Annotated in this window: 18 protein-coding genes and 1 pseudogene; 11 read left to right on the top strand and 8 right to left on the bottom strand. The window is 59.5% G+C overall.

Translation table 11 applies throughout. The features are described from left to right. Positions 1–3 precede the first annotated feature (3 nt). The 6 genes from eefC (at position 4) to ACOI7D_RS20655 (ending at position 6,549) form a co-directional block, all read left to right on the top strand. On the top strand, positions 4–1,368 hold the full coding sequence (gene eefC / locus ACOI7D_RS20680) for a multidrug efflux RND transporter outer membrane subunit EefC (protein WP_109546800.1): 1,365 nt from the start codon (positions 4–6) through the stop codon (positions 1,366–1,368). A 45-nt stretch (positions 1,369–1,413) separates the two neighbouring features. Further along, positions 1,414–2,577, top strand: a complete 1,164-nt coding sequence (locus ACOI7D_RS20675) for a multidrug effflux MFS transporter (protein WP_060589907.1) — start codon at positions 1,414–1,416, stop codon at positions 2,575–2,577. Between the two features lie 162 nt (positions 2,578–2,739). Beyond that, positions 2,740–3,642: an N-acetylmuramic acid 6-phosphate etherase gene (gene murQ / locus ACOI7D_RS20670; RefSeq protein WP_023291413.1), complete on the top strand. Its 903-nt coding sequence runs from the start codon at positions 2,740–2,742 to the stop codon at positions 3,640–3,642. Positions 3,643–3,666: 24 nt separating this feature from the next. Continuing rightward, positions 3,667–5,097 (top strand): PTS N-acetylmuramic acid transporter subunit IIBC, encoded by a 1,431-nt coding sequence (gene murP / locus ACOI7D_RS20665; protein WP_023291414.1) that lies wholly within the window; start codon positions 3,667–3,669, stop codon positions 5,095–5,097. A 152-nt stretch (positions 5,098–5,249) separates the two neighbouring features. After that, entirely contained in the window at positions 5,250–6,152 is a 903-nt protein-coding gene (locus tag ACOI7D_RS20660) for a DMT family transporter (protein WP_004205129.1), read from the top strand. Between the two features lie 106 nt (positions 6,153–6,258). Continuing rightward, a complete protein-coding gene (locus ACOI7D_RS20655; protein WP_023291415.1) occupies positions 6,259–6,549 on the top strand; it encodes a YicS family protein in 291 nt (96 codons plus the stop codon). Between the two features lie 3 nt (positions 6,550–6,552). On the opposite strand, the gene ACOI7D_RS20650 is transcribed toward ACOI7D_RS20655, so the two are convergent. The 4 genes from ACOI7D_RS20650 to galB are packed head-to-tail and all read right to left on the bottom strand — an operon-like array spanning position 6,553 to position 9,959. Beyond that, positions 6,553–7,419: an NAD(P)-dependent oxidoreductase gene (locus ACOI7D_RS20650; RefSeq protein WP_109546799.1), complete on the bottom strand. Its 867-nt coding sequence runs from the start codon at positions 7,417–7,419 to the stop codon at positions 6,553–6,555. Between the two features lie 2 nt (positions 7,420–7,421). Then, entirely contained in the window at positions 7,422–8,507 is a 1,086-nt protein-coding gene (locus tag ACOI7D_RS20645; RefSeq protein ID WP_044525076.1) for a 4-oxalomesaconate tautomerase, read from the bottom strand. A gap of 1 nt (position 8,508) precedes the next feature. Next, positions 8,509–9,222 (bottom strand): 4-carboxy-4-hydroxy-2-oxoadipate aldolase/oxaloacetate decarboxylase, encoded by a 714-nt coding sequence (locus tag ACOI7D_RS20640; RefSeq protein WP_023291418.1) that lies wholly within the window; start codon positions 9,220–9,222, stop codon positions 8,509–8,511. Further along, positions 9,219–9,959 (bottom strand): 4-oxalmesaconate hydratase, encoded by a 741-nt coding sequence (gene galB / locus ACOI7D_RS20635; protein WP_012540275.1) that lies wholly within the window; start codon positions 9,957–9,959, stop codon positions 9,219–9,221. The genes ACOI7D_RS20640 and galB overlap by 4 nt, the downstream gene beginning before the upstream one ends. Positions 9,960–10,086: 127 nt before the next feature. On the opposite strand from galB, the gene ACOI7D_RS20630 reads away from it, so the two are divergent. Then, entirely contained in the window at positions 10,087–11,313 is a 1,227-nt protein-coding gene (locus ACOI7D_RS20630; protein ID WP_101976656.1) for a LysR family transcriptional regulator, read from the top strand. Here ACOI7D_RS20630 and ACOI7D_RS20625 read toward each other — a convergent pair. The 4 genes from ACOI7D_RS20625 to ACOI7D_RS20610 form a co-directional block, all read right to left on the bottom strand. After that, entirely contained in the window at positions 11,310–12,572 is a 1,263-nt protein-coding gene (locus ACOI7D_RS20625) for a gallate dioxygenase (RefSeq protein ID WP_023291420.1), read from the bottom strand. The genes ACOI7D_RS20630 and ACOI7D_RS20625 overlap by 4 nt on opposite strands. 13 nt (positions 12,573–12,585) lie before the next feature. Beyond that, entirely contained in the window at positions 12,586–13,956 is a 1,371-nt protein-coding gene (locus ACOI7D_RS20620; RefSeq protein ID WP_023291421.1) for an MFS transporter, read from the bottom strand. Positions 13,957–14,167: 211 nt separating this feature from the next. Beyond that, entirely contained in the window at positions 14,168–15,109 is a 942-nt protein-coding gene (locus ACOI7D_RS20615; protein WP_109546798.1) for a LacI family DNA-binding transcriptional regulator, read from the bottom strand. Further along, positions 15,093–15,410, bottom strand: a complete 318-nt coding sequence (locus ACOI7D_RS20610; RefSeq protein WP_124070018.1) for a hypothetical protein — start codon at positions 15,408–15,410, stop codon at positions 15,093–15,095. The genes ACOI7D_RS20615 and ACOI7D_RS20610 overlap by 17 nt, the downstream gene beginning before the upstream one ends. On the opposite strand from ACOI7D_RS20610, the gene ACOI7D_RS20605 reads away from it, so the two are divergent. The 4 genes and pseudogenes from ACOI7D_RS20605 to ACOI7D_RS20590 form a co-directional block, all read left to right on the top strand. After that, positions 15,403–15,717 (top strand): PTS sugar transporter subunit IIB, encoded by a 315-nt coding sequence (locus tag ACOI7D_RS20605; protein WP_023291423.1) that lies wholly within the window; start codon positions 15,403–15,405, stop codon positions 15,715–15,717. The genes ACOI7D_RS20610 and ACOI7D_RS20605 overlap by 8 nt on opposite strands. A gap of 11 nt (positions 15,718–15,728) precedes the next feature. Further along, positions 15,729–17,051, top strand: a complete 1,323-nt coding sequence (locus ACOI7D_RS20600) for a PTS sugar transporter subunit IIC (RefSeq protein WP_023291424.1) — start codon at positions 15,729–15,731, stop codon at positions 17,049–17,051. A gap of 98 nt (positions 17,052–17,149) precedes the next feature. After that, the gene (locus ACOI7D_RS20595; protein WP_004205145.1) at positions 17,150–17,452 is read left to right on the top strand and encodes a PTS lactose/cellobiose transporter subunit IIA; all 303 of its coding nucleotides are present in this window, start codon (positions 17,150–17,152) and stop codon (positions 17,450–17,452) included. A gap of 145 nt (positions 17,453–17,597) precedes the next feature. Next, a pseudogene (locus ACOI7D_RS20590) lies at positions 17,598–17,817 on the top strand (hypothetical protein); the annotation flags it as partial.

The raw sequence follows: 17,817 nt of genomic DNA, 5'->3' as shown, positions 1-17,817 counted from the left end.
GGTATGTTTCGTTTGAGTTTTATGTTTATCGCGCTCCTGACCGCGGGCTGCGTCTCGCTTGATCCGCATTATGATCGCCCGGCCGCGCCGGTGCCGGCTACCCTCCCCGGGGCGCACGGCGAATCGACGGCGGTGGTCGGCGACTGGCAGAAAGTGGTCAATGACGCGCGGCTGAAAAAAGTGGTCAGTATCGCGCTGAACAGCAACCGCGATGTGCAAAAGGCGCTGGCCGATATCGAGGCCGCGCGCGCCCAGTACGGCGAGACGCGGGCGTCGCTGTTCCCCACCGTCGATGCCGAGCTGAGCCATACGCGCAGCAAAACGGTGGCCAGCGGCCTGAGCTCCGCTTCGCAGGCCGACGGGGCGGTCTCCAGCTTCGAGCTGGATCTGTTTGGCAAGAACCAGAGCCTGTCGCGCGCGGCGCGCGAAACCTGGCTTGCCAGCGAATTCACCGCGCAGAATACCCGGCTGACGATGATTGCCGATTTGACCACCGCCTGGGTGACCCTGGCGACGGATAACAGCAATCTGGCGCTGGCGCAGCAGACCATGGACAGCGCAGCAAACTCGCGCAACATCGTCGCCCGTCAGATGGCGGTGGGCACCGCCTCCGCCGGCGATTTAAGCTCGGCGGAAAGCGTCTATCAGCAGGCGCGCGCCAGCGTCGCCAGCTACCGCACGCTGGTGGCGCAGGATAAAAACGCTATTTACCTGCTGGCGGGGGAAACCGTGCCGGAGAGCCTGCTGCCCGGCACCCTCGACAGTCTCGGGGATAACTGCATCGCCCTGGTGCCCGCGGGGGTGTCATCGTCGGTGCTGCTGCGCCGGCCGGATATTCAGGAAGCGGAGCATAATCTGAAGAGCGCCAATGCCGATATCGGCGCGGCGCGGGCGAACTTCTTCCCGTCGATTTCCCTGACCGCCAGCGCCGGCGTCGGCAGCGACTCGCTGTCGTCGCTGTTCAGCCACGGGATGCAGGTGTGGTCGTTCGCCCCCTCCATTAGCCTGCCGCTGTTCACCGGCGGCAGCAACCTGGCGCAGTTGCGCTATGCGGAAGCGGAGAAGAAGGGGCTGATCGCCACCTACGAGAAATCGATTCAGAGCGCCTTTAAGGACGTTGCCGATGCGCTGGCGCGCCGGGAAACGCTAAATGAAGAGCTCGATGCCCAGCAACAGTATGTCGCCGCCGAGCAGACCTCGCTGGATATCGCCATGAAGAGCTATCAGGCTGGGGTCGGCGATTATCTGTCGGTGCTCACCGCCCAGCGCACGCTGTGGTCGGCGAAGACGACGCTGCTATCCCTGCAGCAGACCGACCTCAATAACCGGATCACCCTCTGGCAGTCGCTGGGCGGCGGCGCCAGTTAATTTCACCCGCCGGGCGACCGCGCCCGGCTTCTGTAAGGAATCGTTATGCCACGTGTTTCCCTCTCCTGGGCGCTGATCCTCGGCCTGCTGTCGGGCATTGGGCCGCTGTGCACGGATTTTTATCTGCCGGCGCTGCCGGAGATCACTCAGCAGCTGCAGGCCACCAGCACCCAGACCCAGCTGTCGCTGACCGCCGCGCTGATTGGCCTCGGCCTGGGTCAGCTGTTTTTCGGCCCGCTGAGCGACCGCATTGGCCGCCTGAAACCGCTGGCGCTGTCCCTGCTGTTGTTTATCTTCTCTTCGGCGATGTGCGCCCTGACCCGGGATATCAACATGCTGATTGTCTGGCGCTTTTTACAGGGCTTCGCCGGCGCCGGCGGCTCGGTGCTGTCGCGCTCCATCGCCCGCGATAAATACCAGGGCACCCTGCTGACCCAGTTTTTCGCCCTGCTGATGACGGTGAACGGCATTGCGCCGGTCCTGTCCCCGGTGCTGGGCGGCTACGTGATCACCGCCTTCGACTGGCGAATTCTCTTCTGGACGATGGCCGCCATTGGCGGCGCGCTGCTGGTCATGAGCCTGACTATCCTGCGGGAAACGCGCCCGGCCGCGGCGACCCATGCCGCCCGCCAGCGGCCCGGCCAGCCGGTGCTGAAGAATCGTCGTTTTCTGCGCTTCTGCCTGATTCAGGCGTTTATGATGGCCGGGCTGTTCTCCTACATCGGCTCCTCTTCCTTCGTAATGCAGAGCGAATACGGCATGAGCGCCATGCAGTTCAGCCTGCTGTTTGGTCTGAACGGTATCGGGCTGATTATCGCGGCGATGATCTTTTCCCGTCTGGCGCGCCGCTTCAGCGCCGAAGGCCTGCTGCGCGGCGGCCTGACGCTGGCGGTGGGCTGCGCGGCGATCATGCTGCTGTTTGCCTGGCTGCAGCTGCCGGTTCTGGCGCTGATCGGCCTGTTTTTTACCGTGTCGCTGATGAGCGGCATCAGTACCGTCGCCGGCGCGGAAGCGATGAGCGCCGTCGACGCCGCCCAGTCCGGGACCGCGTCCGCGCTGATGGGCACCCTGATGTTTGTTTTCGGCGGCATCGCCGCGCCGTTGGCGGGCCTCGGCGGCGAAACGATGCTGAAGATGAGCCTCGCGATGGCGATCTGCTACCTGCTGGCGCTGCTGATGGGCCTCAGCCAGCCGCGCAGCGCGCGCTAAACGCCAGGTGCGGTAATAAAATATTCCACCTTGATTACCGCACTATTTCGCGGCATCTCTACCATTCTCATATTATTCTCCTCGAACTAATCGTGATACTCTTCACAGGCAAGGAATAAATAATTCCTTATACTGCGCACGACTGAGAATAACGAGGTTTCTATGAGTATTGACCTGAGCAAACTGCTGACCGAGCGACGCAACGCCAACAGCGCCAACATTGACACCCTTTCCACCCTCGAGATGCTGACGGTGATAAACCAGGAAGACCAGCAGGTGGCCCAGGCGATTACGCCCTATCTGCCGCAGATTGCCGAGGTGGTGGATAAGGTCGCGACGGCGCTGCAGGCCGGTGGCCGCTTGATTTATATCGGCGCTGGCACCTCAGGGCGTCTGGGGATCCTCGATGCCAGCGAATGCCCACCGACCTTTGGCACCCGTCCGGAGCAGGTGGTGGGGATCATCGCCGGCGGACATAAAGCGATTCTCAGCGCCGTGGAAAACGTGGAAGACAACAAAGCGCAGGGGGCGATGGATCTGCAGAACCTGAACTTCAGCAACCGCGATGTACTGGTGGGGCTGGCGGCCAGCGGACGCACGCCGTACGTCATTGGCGCCATGGAGTATGCCCATCGTCAGAATGCCTTTGTCGCCATCGTCAGCTGTAACCCGCATGGCGAAATGGCTCAGCTGGCGGACGTCGCCATCACCCCGGTGGTCGGCCCGGAGGTAGTGACCGGCTCGACCCGCCTGAAAGCCGGCACCGCGCAGAAGCTGGTGCTGAACATGATCTCCACCGGGGCGATGATCCGCGTCGGCAAGGTCTACAGCAACCTGATGGTCGACGTCGAAGCGACCAACGCCAAGCTGATTGAGCGCCAGGTTTCCATCGTGATGGAGGCGACCGACTGCGATCGTCCCACTGCCCAGAAGGCGCTGGAGGCCTGCGGCCGCCACTGTAAAACGGCGATCGTGATGGTGCTGGCGGACTTAAGCGCCGAAGCGGCGCAGTCGCTGCTGGCGAAGAACAACGGCTATATCCGCAAGGCGCTCAGCAACACCTGAGCGCCGACAGACAGGTAACGGGCAATGGCAAAAATAACGAAAGAGATGATAGCGCGGATCCTCGCCCACGCAGGCGGCGCCGCTAACGTCGCGCAGGCAGGCAACTGCATGACGCGCCTGCGCTTGACCCTGCGCGACGAAGGCCTGGCCGACACCGCCGCCATACGCCAGATTGACGGCGTGATGGGGGTGATCGTCAGCGACGAGCAGTTCCAGGTGGTGCTCGGCCCCGGCAAGGCGCAAACCGCCGCCGAGATGATGAACGGCCTGCTGGAGGAGGCGCCCGCCGCGCCGACGCTGGCCGACGTCGCGGCGGAGAAAAAACAGGCGCTGAAGGGCAAGCAGACCAGCGCGGTGCAGAAGTTTCTCGCCAAATTCGCCACCATTTTTACGCCGCTGATCCCCGGCTTTATCGCCGTCGGGCTGCTGCTGGGCTTCGCCACCCTGGCGGAACAGGTTTTCGTGCTGGAGAACGCCCATCCGAACGCCAGCCTGGTGGCGCTGATTGGCTATATGAAGGTATTCAGCAAAGGGATGTTCACCTTCCTGAGTATCCTGATTGGCTATAATGCCCAGAAGGCGTTCGGCGGCTCCGGCGTGAACGGCGCGATTATCGCCTCGCTGTTCGTGCTGGGCTACAACCCGGAGGCGACCAGCGGCGTCTACGCCGGGATCTCCACCTTCTTCGGCCACGGCATCGATCCGCGCGGCAATATCATCGGCGTACTGATCGCCGCCATCCTTGGGGCGTGGGTTGAACGCCAGGTGCGGCGGGTCATGCCGGCCAACCTCGATATGATCCTCACCTCGGCGGTGACGCTGCTGATCATGGGCGCGGTGACCTTTACGGTGATCATGCCGATTGGCGGCTGGTTGTTTACCGGCATGTCGTGGCTGTTCCTGCATCTTAACGGCAATCCGTTTGGCTCGGCGGTGCTGGCCGGTCTGTTCCTGCTGGCGGTGATGTTCGGCGTCCATCAGGGGTTTGTCCCGGTCTATTTTGCGCTGGTGGATGCCCAGGGCTTTAACTCACTGTTCCCAATCCTGGCGATGGCCGGGGCCGGGCAGGTGGGGGCGGCGCTGGCGCTGTTCTGGCGGGCGAAGCGCGATTCGCTGCTGCGAACCCAGATTAAGGGGGCGATTATTCCGGGCTTCCTCGGGATTGGCGAGCCGCTAATCTACGGCGTCACCCTGCCGCGGATGAAGCCGTTTGTCACCGCCTGCCTCGGCGGCGCCTGCGGCGGCTTCTTCGTCGGGCTGATCGCCTGGCTGGGGCTGCCGGTCGGCCTGAACACGGTGTTTGGTCCGTCCGGGCTGGTGGCGCTGCCGCTGATGACCTCCGGCAGCGGGATTTACGCCGGGATGGCGGTCTACGCCGGCGGACTGGCGGTCTCCTACCTGTGCGGCTTTGCGCTCACCTGGCTGTTCGGCAGTAAAAATGTCGATTTAAGTTAGAACGCGATTGTCGGTGAATGCCCGGCGGCGGCTTCGCCTTACCGGGCCTGCAAAATCGTTACCCCGCCGCGCCCGACTACCATTTCCTGCCCCGCCGCCCCGGGCGGGCGCATGCTATGATTCCCCTTTGTCATATTTCGCCAGAGGAAAAGATGGGCTCCAGCAAAAAAGGGATGCTGAACGTACTGATTGCCGCCGTGCTGTGGGGCAGTTCCGGGGTGTGCGCGCAGTTTATTATGCAGGAAAGCCAGATGTCGTCGCCGTTTCTGACCATGACGCGTCTGCTGTTCGCCGGGCTGATCCTGTTGATGCTCGGCTTTGTTCACGGCGACCGCATTTTCCGCGTGCTGCAAAACCGCCGCGACGCCGTCAGCCTGCTGTTTTTCTCGCTGTTTGGCGCGTTAACCGTGCAGTTCACCTTTCTGATGACCATTGAAAAATCGAATGCCGCCACGGCCACGGTGCTGCAGTTCCTGTCCCCGACGATCATCGTCGCCTGGTTCGCCCTCGCCCGTAAAGCGCGCCCCACTCCGCTGGTGCTGGGGGCTATCTGCACCTCGCTGGCAGGCACCTTTCTGCTGGTGACCCACGGCAACCCGACGACGCTGTCGATTTCGCCGGCGGCGCTGTTCTGGGGGATCGCCTCGGCGTTTGCCGCCGCGTTTTATACCACCTATCCCTCGACGCTGATTGCCCGCTACGGGACGCTGCCGATAGTGGGATGGAGCATGCTGTTCGGCGGCGCGATGCTGCTGCCGTTTTATGGCGGCCAGGGCACCGATTTTGTGGTTAACGGCAGCCTGCTGTTAGCCTTTTTCTACCTGGTGGTGATCGGTACTTCGCTGACCTTCAGCCTTTATCTTAACGGCGCGCAGAAGATTGGCGGCGCCAAAGCCGGGATCCTCAGCTGCGCCGAACCGCTGAGCAGCGCCCTGCTGTCGCTTCTGCTGCTGGGGATCACCTTCACGCTGCCGGACTGGCTGGGCACGCTGCTGATCCTGGCCTCGGTGGTGCTGATCGCCATCGACTCGCGGCGGCGGGTGAGAGCCGCCTGAGGCGATGATAACAAACGCCTTTTCAACAAGTTAAATTAACCGCTATTTGCGTGTTTGCCCGCCTGCGCATATAGTTGACGGAAGCGATTACGGAAGGAGAAGCCTGATGAAAGCATGTTGGATGGTATGCCTGGTCACCGCCCTGAGCGCCACGTCGGCGTGGGCTGAATCACCGCTGCAAAGCCTGCAGTTCGAACAGCAAAAGCAGCAGGTGCTTAAAGCGGTGAAGGAAAAATGCGCGCCAGCAAGCCACCTCAGCGACAACGATTTTGCCAATAACGTGCTGGCGACCGACGGCAACAAGAACGCGGTCCGCGAAGCAACGCTGGCGAAAGAGCGCAATAACCAGAAAAGCTACCAGGCCGCGATCGACAAAATCGTCTGTCCGGCCAAATAGCGACTATTTCAGCCTGGCGACCAGCGTTCTCCAGTCAAACGGCGTCAACTGCCTGTAGCTCAGGCTACGGGCAGCCATCTGGTGCGGAAGCTGGCGCTGGCTTTTCGCGATCGCCTTGCTCATGACCCCGCGGCTACCCACGTCACGCAGGGTTTTCACCACCTCTTCCATCTCTTCGCTGCGCCGAATTCCGTGTTCCGCCACCCGGCTGATCAGATAGTCGGGAAACGTCCCCGTCCAGCCCAGAGAGGGGAAACTATGATGCAAGGAGCTCAGCACCTCCTCCTCGACGCCATATTCACGGGCCGCGAACAGACATTCAGTGGTGAGCGCTTCAAGACCCTTGATCATCACGCTGCGGCACATTTTTATCGCCGACACCTGGCCCACCGTACTGGCGCCATAGCGGGCGTTCAGCCCCAGCCCCTGCAGACGCGGCGCCATCGCCTCCGCCTGCGGCCCGCCGATCAATAACGGTGTCTGCAATCGGGCCGGCGGCACCGGCGCCATCACCGCGACATCAATGTAAACGCCGGGAAGAAAATGGCCAGCCGCCTGCCGTTTCGTCTCCGGCGCCACGGAGTTGAGATCGAGGAAATATTGCCCCGGCTGCAGCAGCGCGGCGGCCAGCTGCGCGACCTTTAGCGCCTCACCGGCGGTCACAGTAGAAAAAACCAGCGTGGCGCTCTCCAGCGCCTGCGCCAGCGAACTTCCCACCTGAACGCCCGACTCACTGGCTTTCCTGACCATTGCCTCTCGCTCCGGGCCATTGAGCTTGCAATCCCAAATGGTCACCGCATGCTCACGGGCCAGATCTGCCGCCAGAATGCCACCCGCCTCGCCAAAACCAATAAACGCGATTGTCGTCATCATTACTCCTCACACGGCCAGACGCGGGCCGGAATAAAAACTTCGCCAGCAAACAGCAGTCGCGCCGTGCGTAACAGGCCGCAGCCTGCCAGGGCGCCATCAGCGTCAAGCTGAAGCGTCACGCTAAATTCACCTGTCGGATGCTCAACGCTGAGCAGCGGCGTCTCGCCTGGCGCGACCTGCGCCATGCCCTGCGCGACAGTGCCCGGGATCAGACAGGCGCTGGCGACACTCACCGCGCCAAAAACGCCGATCGACGCGTGGCAGCGATGCGGGATAAAGGTGCGGCTGCTGATGGCGCCGCCGTGTCGCGGCTCGGCGATCAGGGTCATCTTTGGCACCGTACGCTGGCTGACGTCACCCAACTGCATCAGTGGCCCGGCCTGCAGACGAATCGACTCGAGGCGACGTTTAAGCGCGTCATCATTATCCAGTTGTTCGCGTGTCTCATAGCCTGTGCATCCCAGATCGCAAGCGCGCAGCAGGATCACAGGCATCCCGTTATCGATGCAGGTCACCTCGACGCCATCAAAACGGTCGCGGACCCTGCCGGTCGGCAGCAGTGTCCCGCAGCTGGAGCCTGCCACATCAAGAAAATGGAGCAGGATTGGACTGGCGCTGCCCGGCACACCATCGATACGACTCTCGCCGACGTAGTTGACTCCCTCGGCATCGCAGGGGATCTCTGCCACCGCCAGTTGCCCCGTGTTCTCCATATAAATACGCACCCGAGTAAGCGGCGCATCGTGGGGAACGAGCCCACGCTCGATGGCGAAAGGGCCAACGGCGGCAAGAATATTCCCGCAATTTTGGCCGTAATCCACCGTGGCCCCCGCCACGTTCACCTGGGCAAACAGATAGTCCACATCGGCGTCAGGCCGTGCAGAGCGGCGAATAATCGCCACTTTACTGGTCAGCGGATCGGCGCCGCCGATCCCGTCAATTTGCCGAGGATCTGGCGAGCCCATCACCGCCAGCAGCACCGCATCACGTTGCGCCGGATCGGCAGGCAAATCGTCAGCAAGAAAACAGGCCGCCTTCGAGGTGCCGCCGCGCATCCACAGACAAGGGATCCCACGTTGCGCCATCTTACTCCTCCACCTCATCAGCACTGTCGTAATACCGCAGCCCCTTTTCCGCCAGACGCGGGCGCATAGCGTAAATATCGAGTCCCAACTCGCCATGGCGCATTCGCTCACGCTTCGCAAGTTCATTACTCATGCGGGCTTCCGCTTTATCAAGCACATCACGAACCTGAGCGTGCGGCAGCACCACGACTCCGTCGTCGTCAGCCACTACGACATCGCCCGGCTGCACAAGCTGGCCTGCGCAAATCACCGGCACGTTAACCGAACCGAGGCTCTCTTTCACTGTTCCCTGGGCATACACCTGACGAGACCAGACGGCGAATCCCATCTCCCGTAGCGTCTGCGAATCGCGAATGCCGATATCGCCCACCAGACCGACCACGCCGCGCGATTGTAGAGACGTCGCCAGCAGATCGCCGAAGAAGCCATCGCCGCACGGCGACGTCGGGGCCACCACCAGAATATCGCCGGCGCGGCACTGCTCGACCGCGACATGAAACATCCAGTTGTCACCTGGCGTCACCAGCACGGTTACCGCGTTGCCCGCCCGACTGACACCCTGCTGAATCGGACGGATTGTCGGCCCCATCAGCCCCTGACGATCCCAGGCCTCATGAAGCGTCGCCACCCCGGCCGCCTCACAGCGGCGCAAAACCGCCTCGTCATGGCGCGGCAGATGGCGGATCACAAGGCCTTTTTTATTTAACAGGTTCATGCCAGGTTCTCCGTTACGCGGGGGAAGATGCTCTGGAAGGCTTCGCCGTGAACGATATCGCGCGCGGCCGTGATGCCGATATTGCGCTTGGCCTGTACCCCGCGCTGCAGCGCCACGCGGGTGTAGTATTCCCACAGATGCTCCTGACCCTGCATGCACTGAATGGCCTGATACTTTTTCTCCCAGACGGCGGTGATGTCCAGTAACACATCGGGTTTCCAATTGCACTGCTCCGGCTGGTGCGGTTCGAAACAGTAAACCGGGGGAGCAGAGACAATTTTCTCACCGGGGCGATAGCCCTCTGCCTGGGCGATAATCCGTGCTTCCTGAGCCAGATGGGAGGCCAGCGGATGATCGTAGTTATAGGGATCGTGCAGGGAGTGCGTCAGGACAAAGTGGGGCTGGATACGGCGATACACATCCGCCAGACGAAATAGCGTCTCTTTATCGGCGCGCAGCGGATAGTCGCCGATATCAAAGAATTCGACGCTGGCGCCCAGGATCTCGGCAGCAGCCTGCGCCTCTTCGCGACGGACTTGCTTCACCGCCTCCTCCGTCATGTTGCCTTTACGCCATAGTTTGGCGGACTCGCCGCGCTCGCCAAAGGACAAACAGACCACATGGACCTGATAGCCCTGCAGGGCATGCAGGGCTATCGCACCGCCCGCGCGCCAAACGAAATCGGCCGAGTGGGCGCTGACGACAAGGGCACTTTTTTCGCTAACCGGATGAGACATGATGGCTTCCTCTGTTGTTTTTTTCAGCTTGTCATGTCCCGCCGTTGGGAGGTAATTCGTTAACTTGCGAAGGCTATGATTTTTATTTATGTTGTCGACTCACTCACTGTATCAGGCCTGACGAATAATGCTGAAGAGAATGCACAATAAAATCATAAATATCATGCAGCTGCGTTTTTTCTGTCAGGTCGCGCTGCGCGGAAGCGTTTCGCGTGCTGCCGATGACTTATTCCGCACGCAGTCAGCGATAACCCGGGCTATCCGCGATCTTGAAGCCGCGTTGAACGTCACGCTATTCGAACGCCATTACAGCGGCATGGTGCCCACCGAGTATGGCAAGTGCATCCTGCCGCGCGCCCGGCGGGCGATTGACGACCTGCAGGCCATTCCGGCGCTGTTGCAGAAACACCATACCCGCACCAGCGGCCCCCTGGCGGACGCCGGCTGGCTGTTCAATACCCGCCGGTTAGCCATTTTTATTCAGCTCTATCACGTCAACCATACCCAAACCGTCGCGCAACAGTTGGGGATCACCCAACCGGCGGTCAGCGCCGCGCTGAAGGTCCTGGAAAAAGGGGCGGATTCGGCGCTGTTTCGCCGAACGCCAGAAGGGGTACGCCCCACGCCTGCCGCAGAACTGCTCTATCCGCCGGTCAGCAGAGCGCTCAACGAACTGGAAAATATCTGGAGCGATCTCGCCGCCCGTCGTGGGGTACTGGAGGGCACCGTGCGTATTGGCGCTCTGCCGCTGAGTCGCACCCGGCTACTGCCCACCGCCATCGCCGCCTTTCTGGCACAGCACCCGAGCATTACTCTCATGACCAATGAAAGCCCGTATGAGTCGCTGGTCGCCGATATGCGGGCAGGTAATATCGATTTTATTATCGGTGCGCTGCGCCAGGATGAAGATCTACCGGACCTCTGTAGCGAGGCGTTATTCGAAGAGGATATGCTGATTTTACTGCGTAATAACCACCCACTGCTACGCCATCCAGACCCGCGTAGCCAGCTGGCGACAGCGCAATGGGTGCTACCGCGCGCCAACGCCCCGGCACGCCATTTGCTGGATAGGGCGTTTGTCACCTTAGGATTGCCGCTGCCTCAGCCGACGGTGGAGACCGGGGATGCGGCGATGGTGCGAGGGTTGCTGAGGGACTCAGACATGCTGGCGGCGGTTTCCGCCAGCCAGATGCGTTTTGAGACAGACAACGGGCTGCTCAGCGTGTTGCCGGTCCCCCTGCCTGATACCACCCGGCGTATCGGACTGACGTTTCGCGCCGGCAGCCTGCCCTCCCCGGCGACGCAGGCGCTGTTGCGTTTTATTTATCAGCAGGTTCAGGGCGGGACCGTTTAACGTTTACCCGCCACTGAGTAAGTTACCTGTTGGTTACGCGTTTGCTGAAACGCCTCCAGCGTCTGCCCGCGCATCGCGGCGTAAATATGCAGGTTGGATACGCCGACCACCGCGCCCATTTTCTCCAGCAGGAAGAAACTGGCGCCGTACTGAATCAATCCACGCCAGTCGCGTGCGTTGAGCAACTGCTTTTCCTCCTCACTCAGTCCAGCTTCGGCATAAAGCGACTGAGGCGACTGCAGAAAACGTTCGCGCCAGGCAGGCTCAATCAGCCGATGCAGGAAACGGTTAAGCCGCAAGCCATTCAGGCTGCGCTCGTGGGTAAAAGGATAGGTTCCCGGCAGTTTCTCCACCCCGGCCAACTGCTGCGCCATATGCTGGCGATGGCGCGTCAGGGTATCGACGGGGGGCATGCGCGCATTGTTCTCAAGGATCAGCGTAGCGATACCGGTCATCGACGGCAGGTAATAGTCGCGCCAGGTTTCGGTGACATTGGCTGATAGCGCGCCGCGCATCACCAGCCACATGATCACCTCAGACCCCTCCATTCCCCCCAGTTCGGCATATTCGCCAAGGGTCATTTCGGTAAGCTTTTCCGGGTCATTAACCAGCATGTCAACAAACTGGGCGTCCCACTCAGGATTATTAAATCCGCAGCGCTCGCCATGGACCTGATGAGAGAGCCCGCCGGTCGCGACAATCGCCACATTGATATCTTCCGGGAAACTTTCAATCGCCCGCCGCAGCGCCTGGCCGAGTTTGTAACAACGACGCGCGCTTGGTACCGGAAATTGCAGCACGCCGATCTGTAACGGGATCACCGCCGTCGGCCACCCCTGCTCTTCATCCCAGGGCAACAGCGCCGAAAGCGGCGAGAAAAGGCCGTGGTCGAGCTTTTTATCCATAAAGAACGACATATCAAACTCATCGGCCATCAGGCTGGCGCCTATGTGCCTTGAGAGCGCCGCGTTGCCCTGTACCGGGGGCAGGCAGCGCGGTCCGCCGCCCTCGTCGGCAACGTCATATTGATTGTCGATTCCCAGCGTAAAAGTCGAATAGTGATCGAAGAAAAAGGCGGTCACATGGTCATTAAAAATGTACACCAGCGCATCCGGTTTTTTCTCCTCCAGCCAGCGCTGCAGCGGTTCGAAGCTCTGGAAGATCGGCGACCATGCCGGGTCCTGCTGTTTATGATGATCGACCGCGAAGCCGATAGTCGGGGTATGAGAGACGGCGATACCGCCGAGAATGTTAGCCATCTGATAACTCCACTTATCGGTGTTCCAGGGGGGATGACAAAGCGTCCAGTTCTGCCTCTGTGAGTCGAGGCTTAGCGTGATTCATACGGTGCAACAAAATACAGATCCCCGCCAGGCAGGCCGGTAGCGCAAGCACTAAAAAGATCGAGGAGTGTCCCGGTACGGCCAGCATCAGCATCCCGCCCAGCGTGGAGCTGAGAATAGCGCCGGTACGGCCGATACCATGCATCCAGCTGACGCCGGTGGCGCGGATTTCGGTTTGATAATAGGCTGGCGAATAGGCCTGCAGACCGTTCTGCGCGCCGTTAATGCACATCCCGCTGATAAAAATCAGCACCGATAGCGCCGCCGATCCGAAATCCATCAACCCCTGGGACATCAAGCACAGGCAGCCGAGAAAATAGGTTGCCGCAATCACCGCTTTCGCCGAGGCACGATCCATCAGCATACCGACAAGGATCCCGCCCAGCGGGCCACCAAGCTGGAACAAGCCGGTCATCATCGCCGCCTGCTGCAGCGACAACCCGCCGGAGCGAAGAATGGTTGGCAGCCAGCCGTTCAGCAGATATATCACGAACAGGCCCATAAAATAGGTCAGCCACAGCGCTATCGTGCCGCGGGCATAGCCATGCCGGAACAGCTGCGCCACTTTACTGCTCCGCGTGATGGGCGGCGCATTCAGCTGGAAAACGGTTTCAGCCGTAAACTGGCCCCCAAGCCGGTTAAGCGCCCTGGCGATCTGCTCGCCAGGTAATCGGCGCGCCACCATGCTCATTGCCGACTCAGGTAACATCACGATCATAAAGGGAAGCACCACGAGCGGCAGCACGCCGCCAAAAATCAGCGCCGAATGCCAGCTGTAATGCGATAACAATCCGGCGGCGATAAAGCCGCCGAGGCCGGAACCCACGTTAAAACCGCTGTACATCAGGGTGATCATCACCCCTTTACGCCGCTCCGGCATATATTCCGCCACCAGCGTGACGCAGTTGGGCATCACCGCGCCAAGTCCAAGGCCAGTAAGAAAACGCATCAGCGCCAGTTGCGATGGGCTTTGCGCCACGGCGCCGGCCAGGCTGAACAGCGCAAACAACGCCACCGACCAGAGTAAAATGCGCTTTCGGCCGTAGCGGTCAGAAAGCGGGCCCGCCACCAGCGCGCCAATGGCGACGCCGAACATGGCCGCCCCAAGAATCGGCCCCATTTCAGCCCGGCTGATGCCCCAGTCCTCGATGAGCGCCGGGGCGACAAAGCCCATCACCGCGGCGTCATACCCATCCAGCATAATGATGATGAAACAGAGCAGCAGCACGTTCCATTGAAAGCGCGAGACCGGGCGGGCATCTATCCACGCTTTCACATCGACAACGTTCATGTGATTCATAGGGTGACTTCCTCAAGCAGGCGGTACGAATGTTCTGGTTAGTGTTTTTTGAGTGGAACTTTCGTACTCAACTTAAGGCAGGTCACGCAGGCTGTCCGGTTCGAAAACCCGGCGACAGATATGAGTTTTATTTATAATGTGAGGGATACGACAAAAAACAGCCATTAAAAAACCCGCAGCCAACGGCGGCGGGTCAGGGCAAGAGCGACGATCAGTGCTTCGGAATAATTAAATCGCCGCGCAGCGGACTGCCGCCCGGGTTGTCCGTTTTCTCGGTCAACCAGTTGACGATCCGCGACGCCATCGCGTCCATGGAATATTCAATCGCCGGGATAGTCGGGATACCGGGCAGCTCTAACGATCCGGCGAGGCTAAACACCATCACATTTTGCGGAACGGCGCGGTTAAACGCCTGCAGCTGCGGCACCACGCGCTGCGCCTGCTGTTCATCGCTCACCAGCAGCGCGTTAAAGTTCAGCGTCGTGGCGTTATTGACCAGCTCCTGCACCGCCACCGACGGCGAGGTGTTATCCAGAAACACCAGATTGCGATTAAACGGCAAAAAGTTTTTTTCCAGCGCGTGCTTGTAGCCCAGCAGCACCTGATCGGCGAAGCCGCTGCTCTGGGGATGGATCAGCGCAATCTGCCTTCTGCCCTGGCTTATCAGATAGTGACAGGCGGTTTCGGCGGCGAAGGCGTGATCGAACTGAATGCTGTTTTCGCCCTCGCTGTCGAGGCAGTCCACCAGCACTACGTCCGGGCGGTTAATATTCAGAGGAAAACGCGCGCCGATGATCAGCACGTTATCGCACAGCCCGCAGGTCAACTCCTCCAGCGAGTTCATCACGCCGCTGCTGGTGTTGGCGAAGCGCAGCAGCAGGTGCTTCTGGTGCTGGCTGAGCTGTTTTTCCAGGGCGTAGAGATAGCTGGTGGTTTGATTGATATTGTCCTGGGCGCAGATGACGCCGATGCAGCTGGTGGACTGGCTAAGCAACGACTGGGCTATCATGTTTGGCCGGTAATTGAGCGTTTCCGCCGCCTGCAGCACCGCCTGACGACTGGCCTCCTTCACGCCACGTGAGCCGCTCAACACTCGCGACACCGTGGCTTTGGAAACCCCGGCAAGTCGTGAAACATCATTGATTGTCGACATCATTTTCCCCTGCGCGGGCGCCGCGCCCCGCTAAAATCCCGTAAACCTGAATCGCTTCAATTATGACCAGCGCAGTATATCCATTTCGCCATTTGTTTGGAAACCGATTTTCCATTTCAGCGCAAAACATCGCCAAATCGACAGAATAATGTGAGCCAAATCCAATAAATCCGCCCCATAAGCAGGAGATCTTGACCACTATCACAGTTCTGCTTTTTATAAATGGAAACCGGTTTCCGTCTGATATCAAATCATCCACGCAATAACTTTTTACATTTTGAGGATGGTCGTCGATGTACAAGATTATGCTGTGCTGTTCTGCCGGAATGTCCACCAGTCTGCTGGTCAGAAAGATGGTGGAGGCGGCGAATGAACGTGATCTGCCGGTGCAGATTGACGCCTATGGCGTTTCCGAATTTGACATCCAGTTTCCGCAGTATCAGGTGGTGTTGCTTGGCCCCCAGGTGAAATACATGTTGAAAACCCTGTCTGACAAAGCGGCTTCCCTCAACATTCCGGTTCAGCCCATCGATACGATGGACTACGGCATGCAGCGGGGAGACAACGTCCTGAATTATGCTCTGTCGCTGATCCCAGCGGCGCACTGAGAGGTGTTGAAATGAGTTCTCTGTATCAGTCCATGATTGCCGTGATCGAGCAATCTATTACTCCGCTGGCAGGACGCCTTGGGCAGCAGAAATATGTTATCGCTATCCGCGATGGCTTCACTGCCGCATTGCCGTTTATGATCATCGGCTCTTTCATGCTGGTATTTATCTTTCCGCCGTTTTCACCCGATACCACCAACGGCTTTGCCCGCGGCTGGCTCGATTTCTCCCAGCACTACCGCGAACAGCTGATGCTGCCGTTTAACCTCAGCATGGGCGTAATGACCTTCTTTATCTCGGTCGGCATTGGCGCCAGCCTCGGTCGTCAGTTTCAGCTCGATCCGGTGATGTCCGGTCTGCTGGCGTTTATGGCCTTCCTGCTGGTCGCCGCGCCCTATGCCGATGGTAAAATTTCCACTCAGTATCTGTCCGGCCAGGGCATTTTTACCGCCCTGATCACCGCCATCTACTCCACCCGCGTCTACGCGTGGCTGAAGCAAAACAACATCACCATCCGTCTGCCGAAAGAGGTGCCGACCGGCGTCGCCCGTTCATTTGAAATCCTGATCCCGGTGCTGGTGGTGATTGGTACTTTGCATCCGCTGAACCTGTTTATAGAAGCGCAGACCGGGATGATCCTGCCGCAGGCGATCATGCATCTGCTGGAGCCGCTGGTTTCCGCCTCCGACTCGCTGCCGGCGATTTTGCTCTCCGTTCTGATGTGCCAGATTTTCTGGTTCGCCGGGATCCACGGCTCGCTGATTGTCACCGGCATTATGAACCCGTTCTGGATGGCCAACCTGTCGGCAAACCAGGCGGCGCTGGCGGCCGGCACGGTGCTGCCGCACGTCTATCTGCAGGGTTTCTGGGATCACTATCTGCTGATTGGCGGCGTCGGTTCGACCCTGCCGCTGGCCTTCCTGCTGCTGCGTAGCCGGGCCACTCATCTGCGCACCATCGGCAAGATGGGCATCGTGCCGAGCTTCTTTAATATCAACGAGCCGATCCTGTTCGGGGCGCCGATCATCATGAACCCGATGATGTTTATCCCCTTCGTCTGCGTACCGATGGTCAACGCGGTGCTGGCTTACGGCGCGACGCGTCTTGGCTGGCTGAGCCAGGTGGTGTCTCTCACTCCGTGGACCACGCCGGCACCGATTGGCGCCTCGTGGGCGGCCAACTGGACGCTGAGCCCGGTAGTGATGTGCCTTATCTGCATGGTGATGTCGGCGGTGATTTACCTGCCGTTCCTGCGCGCCTATGAACGTTCCTTAATGAAAACCGAAGTTGAGAAAACCAAAAATAGCGTTCCGGTGGCAGAAACCGTTAGCTAATTCCTCTCCGCCCCGGAGAGATAATATGATGACAGCGTCATAATGCAGAAAAAGGACTTTCACTGCATTATTAAATAATAAAGACCTCAGGAATACACATGATTGAATTAGAAGATGCGGTAATGGAAATTATCGTCAATGCGGGACAGTCACGCTCATTATGTTTTGAAGCGCTGCATGCGGCCCGAACCGGAAATATCGACGAAGCGCGTTTACTCTTAAATGAGGCCGACGGTTACGCCCGCCGGGCGCATCAGATGCAGACCCAGCTCATCGAGCAGGATGCCGGTGAAGCGCGTCAGCCTATGACGCTTATTATGGTACATGCCCAGGATCATCTGATGAATTCGCTGCTGGCCCGCGAGTTCTCAGAAGAATTAATCCATCTGTACCAGCGTTAATTAATATGGAATAACGTCAGCGAGAATATTACTCTCCGGCGTCGCTGTACCCTAAAAAAACAAATCAGCTTATTTTGGTTATTTATTTTAGCCAGAATGGGATGGTTATTATCTGAAATATATTAATTATTAAAGCGAGATAACCATGAATACTGTGAAAAAACTGCCTTTAGCCATGGCGGTTGTCGCCGCGCTGTGCCCAATTTCCGTAATGGCGCAAGAATTTACTCAGGAACAGATCGACGCCATTGTCGCCAAAGCCGTTGATAAAGCGCTGGCCGACCGCCAGGCGAAAATTGACGCCGCGGCCGACAAAAAGGTCGACGTCATTACCAACCCGCAGACCACCGCCGCCTCGCCGGATG

The organism is Klebsiella sp. C360 (assembly GCF_048822415.1).
Taxonomy (GTDB): Bacteria; Pseudomonadota; Gammaproteobacteria; order Enterobacterales; family Enterobacteriaceae; genus Klebsiella; species Klebsiella quasipneumoniae.
This window is presented reverse-complemented; position numbering and strand designations above follow the sequence as displayed.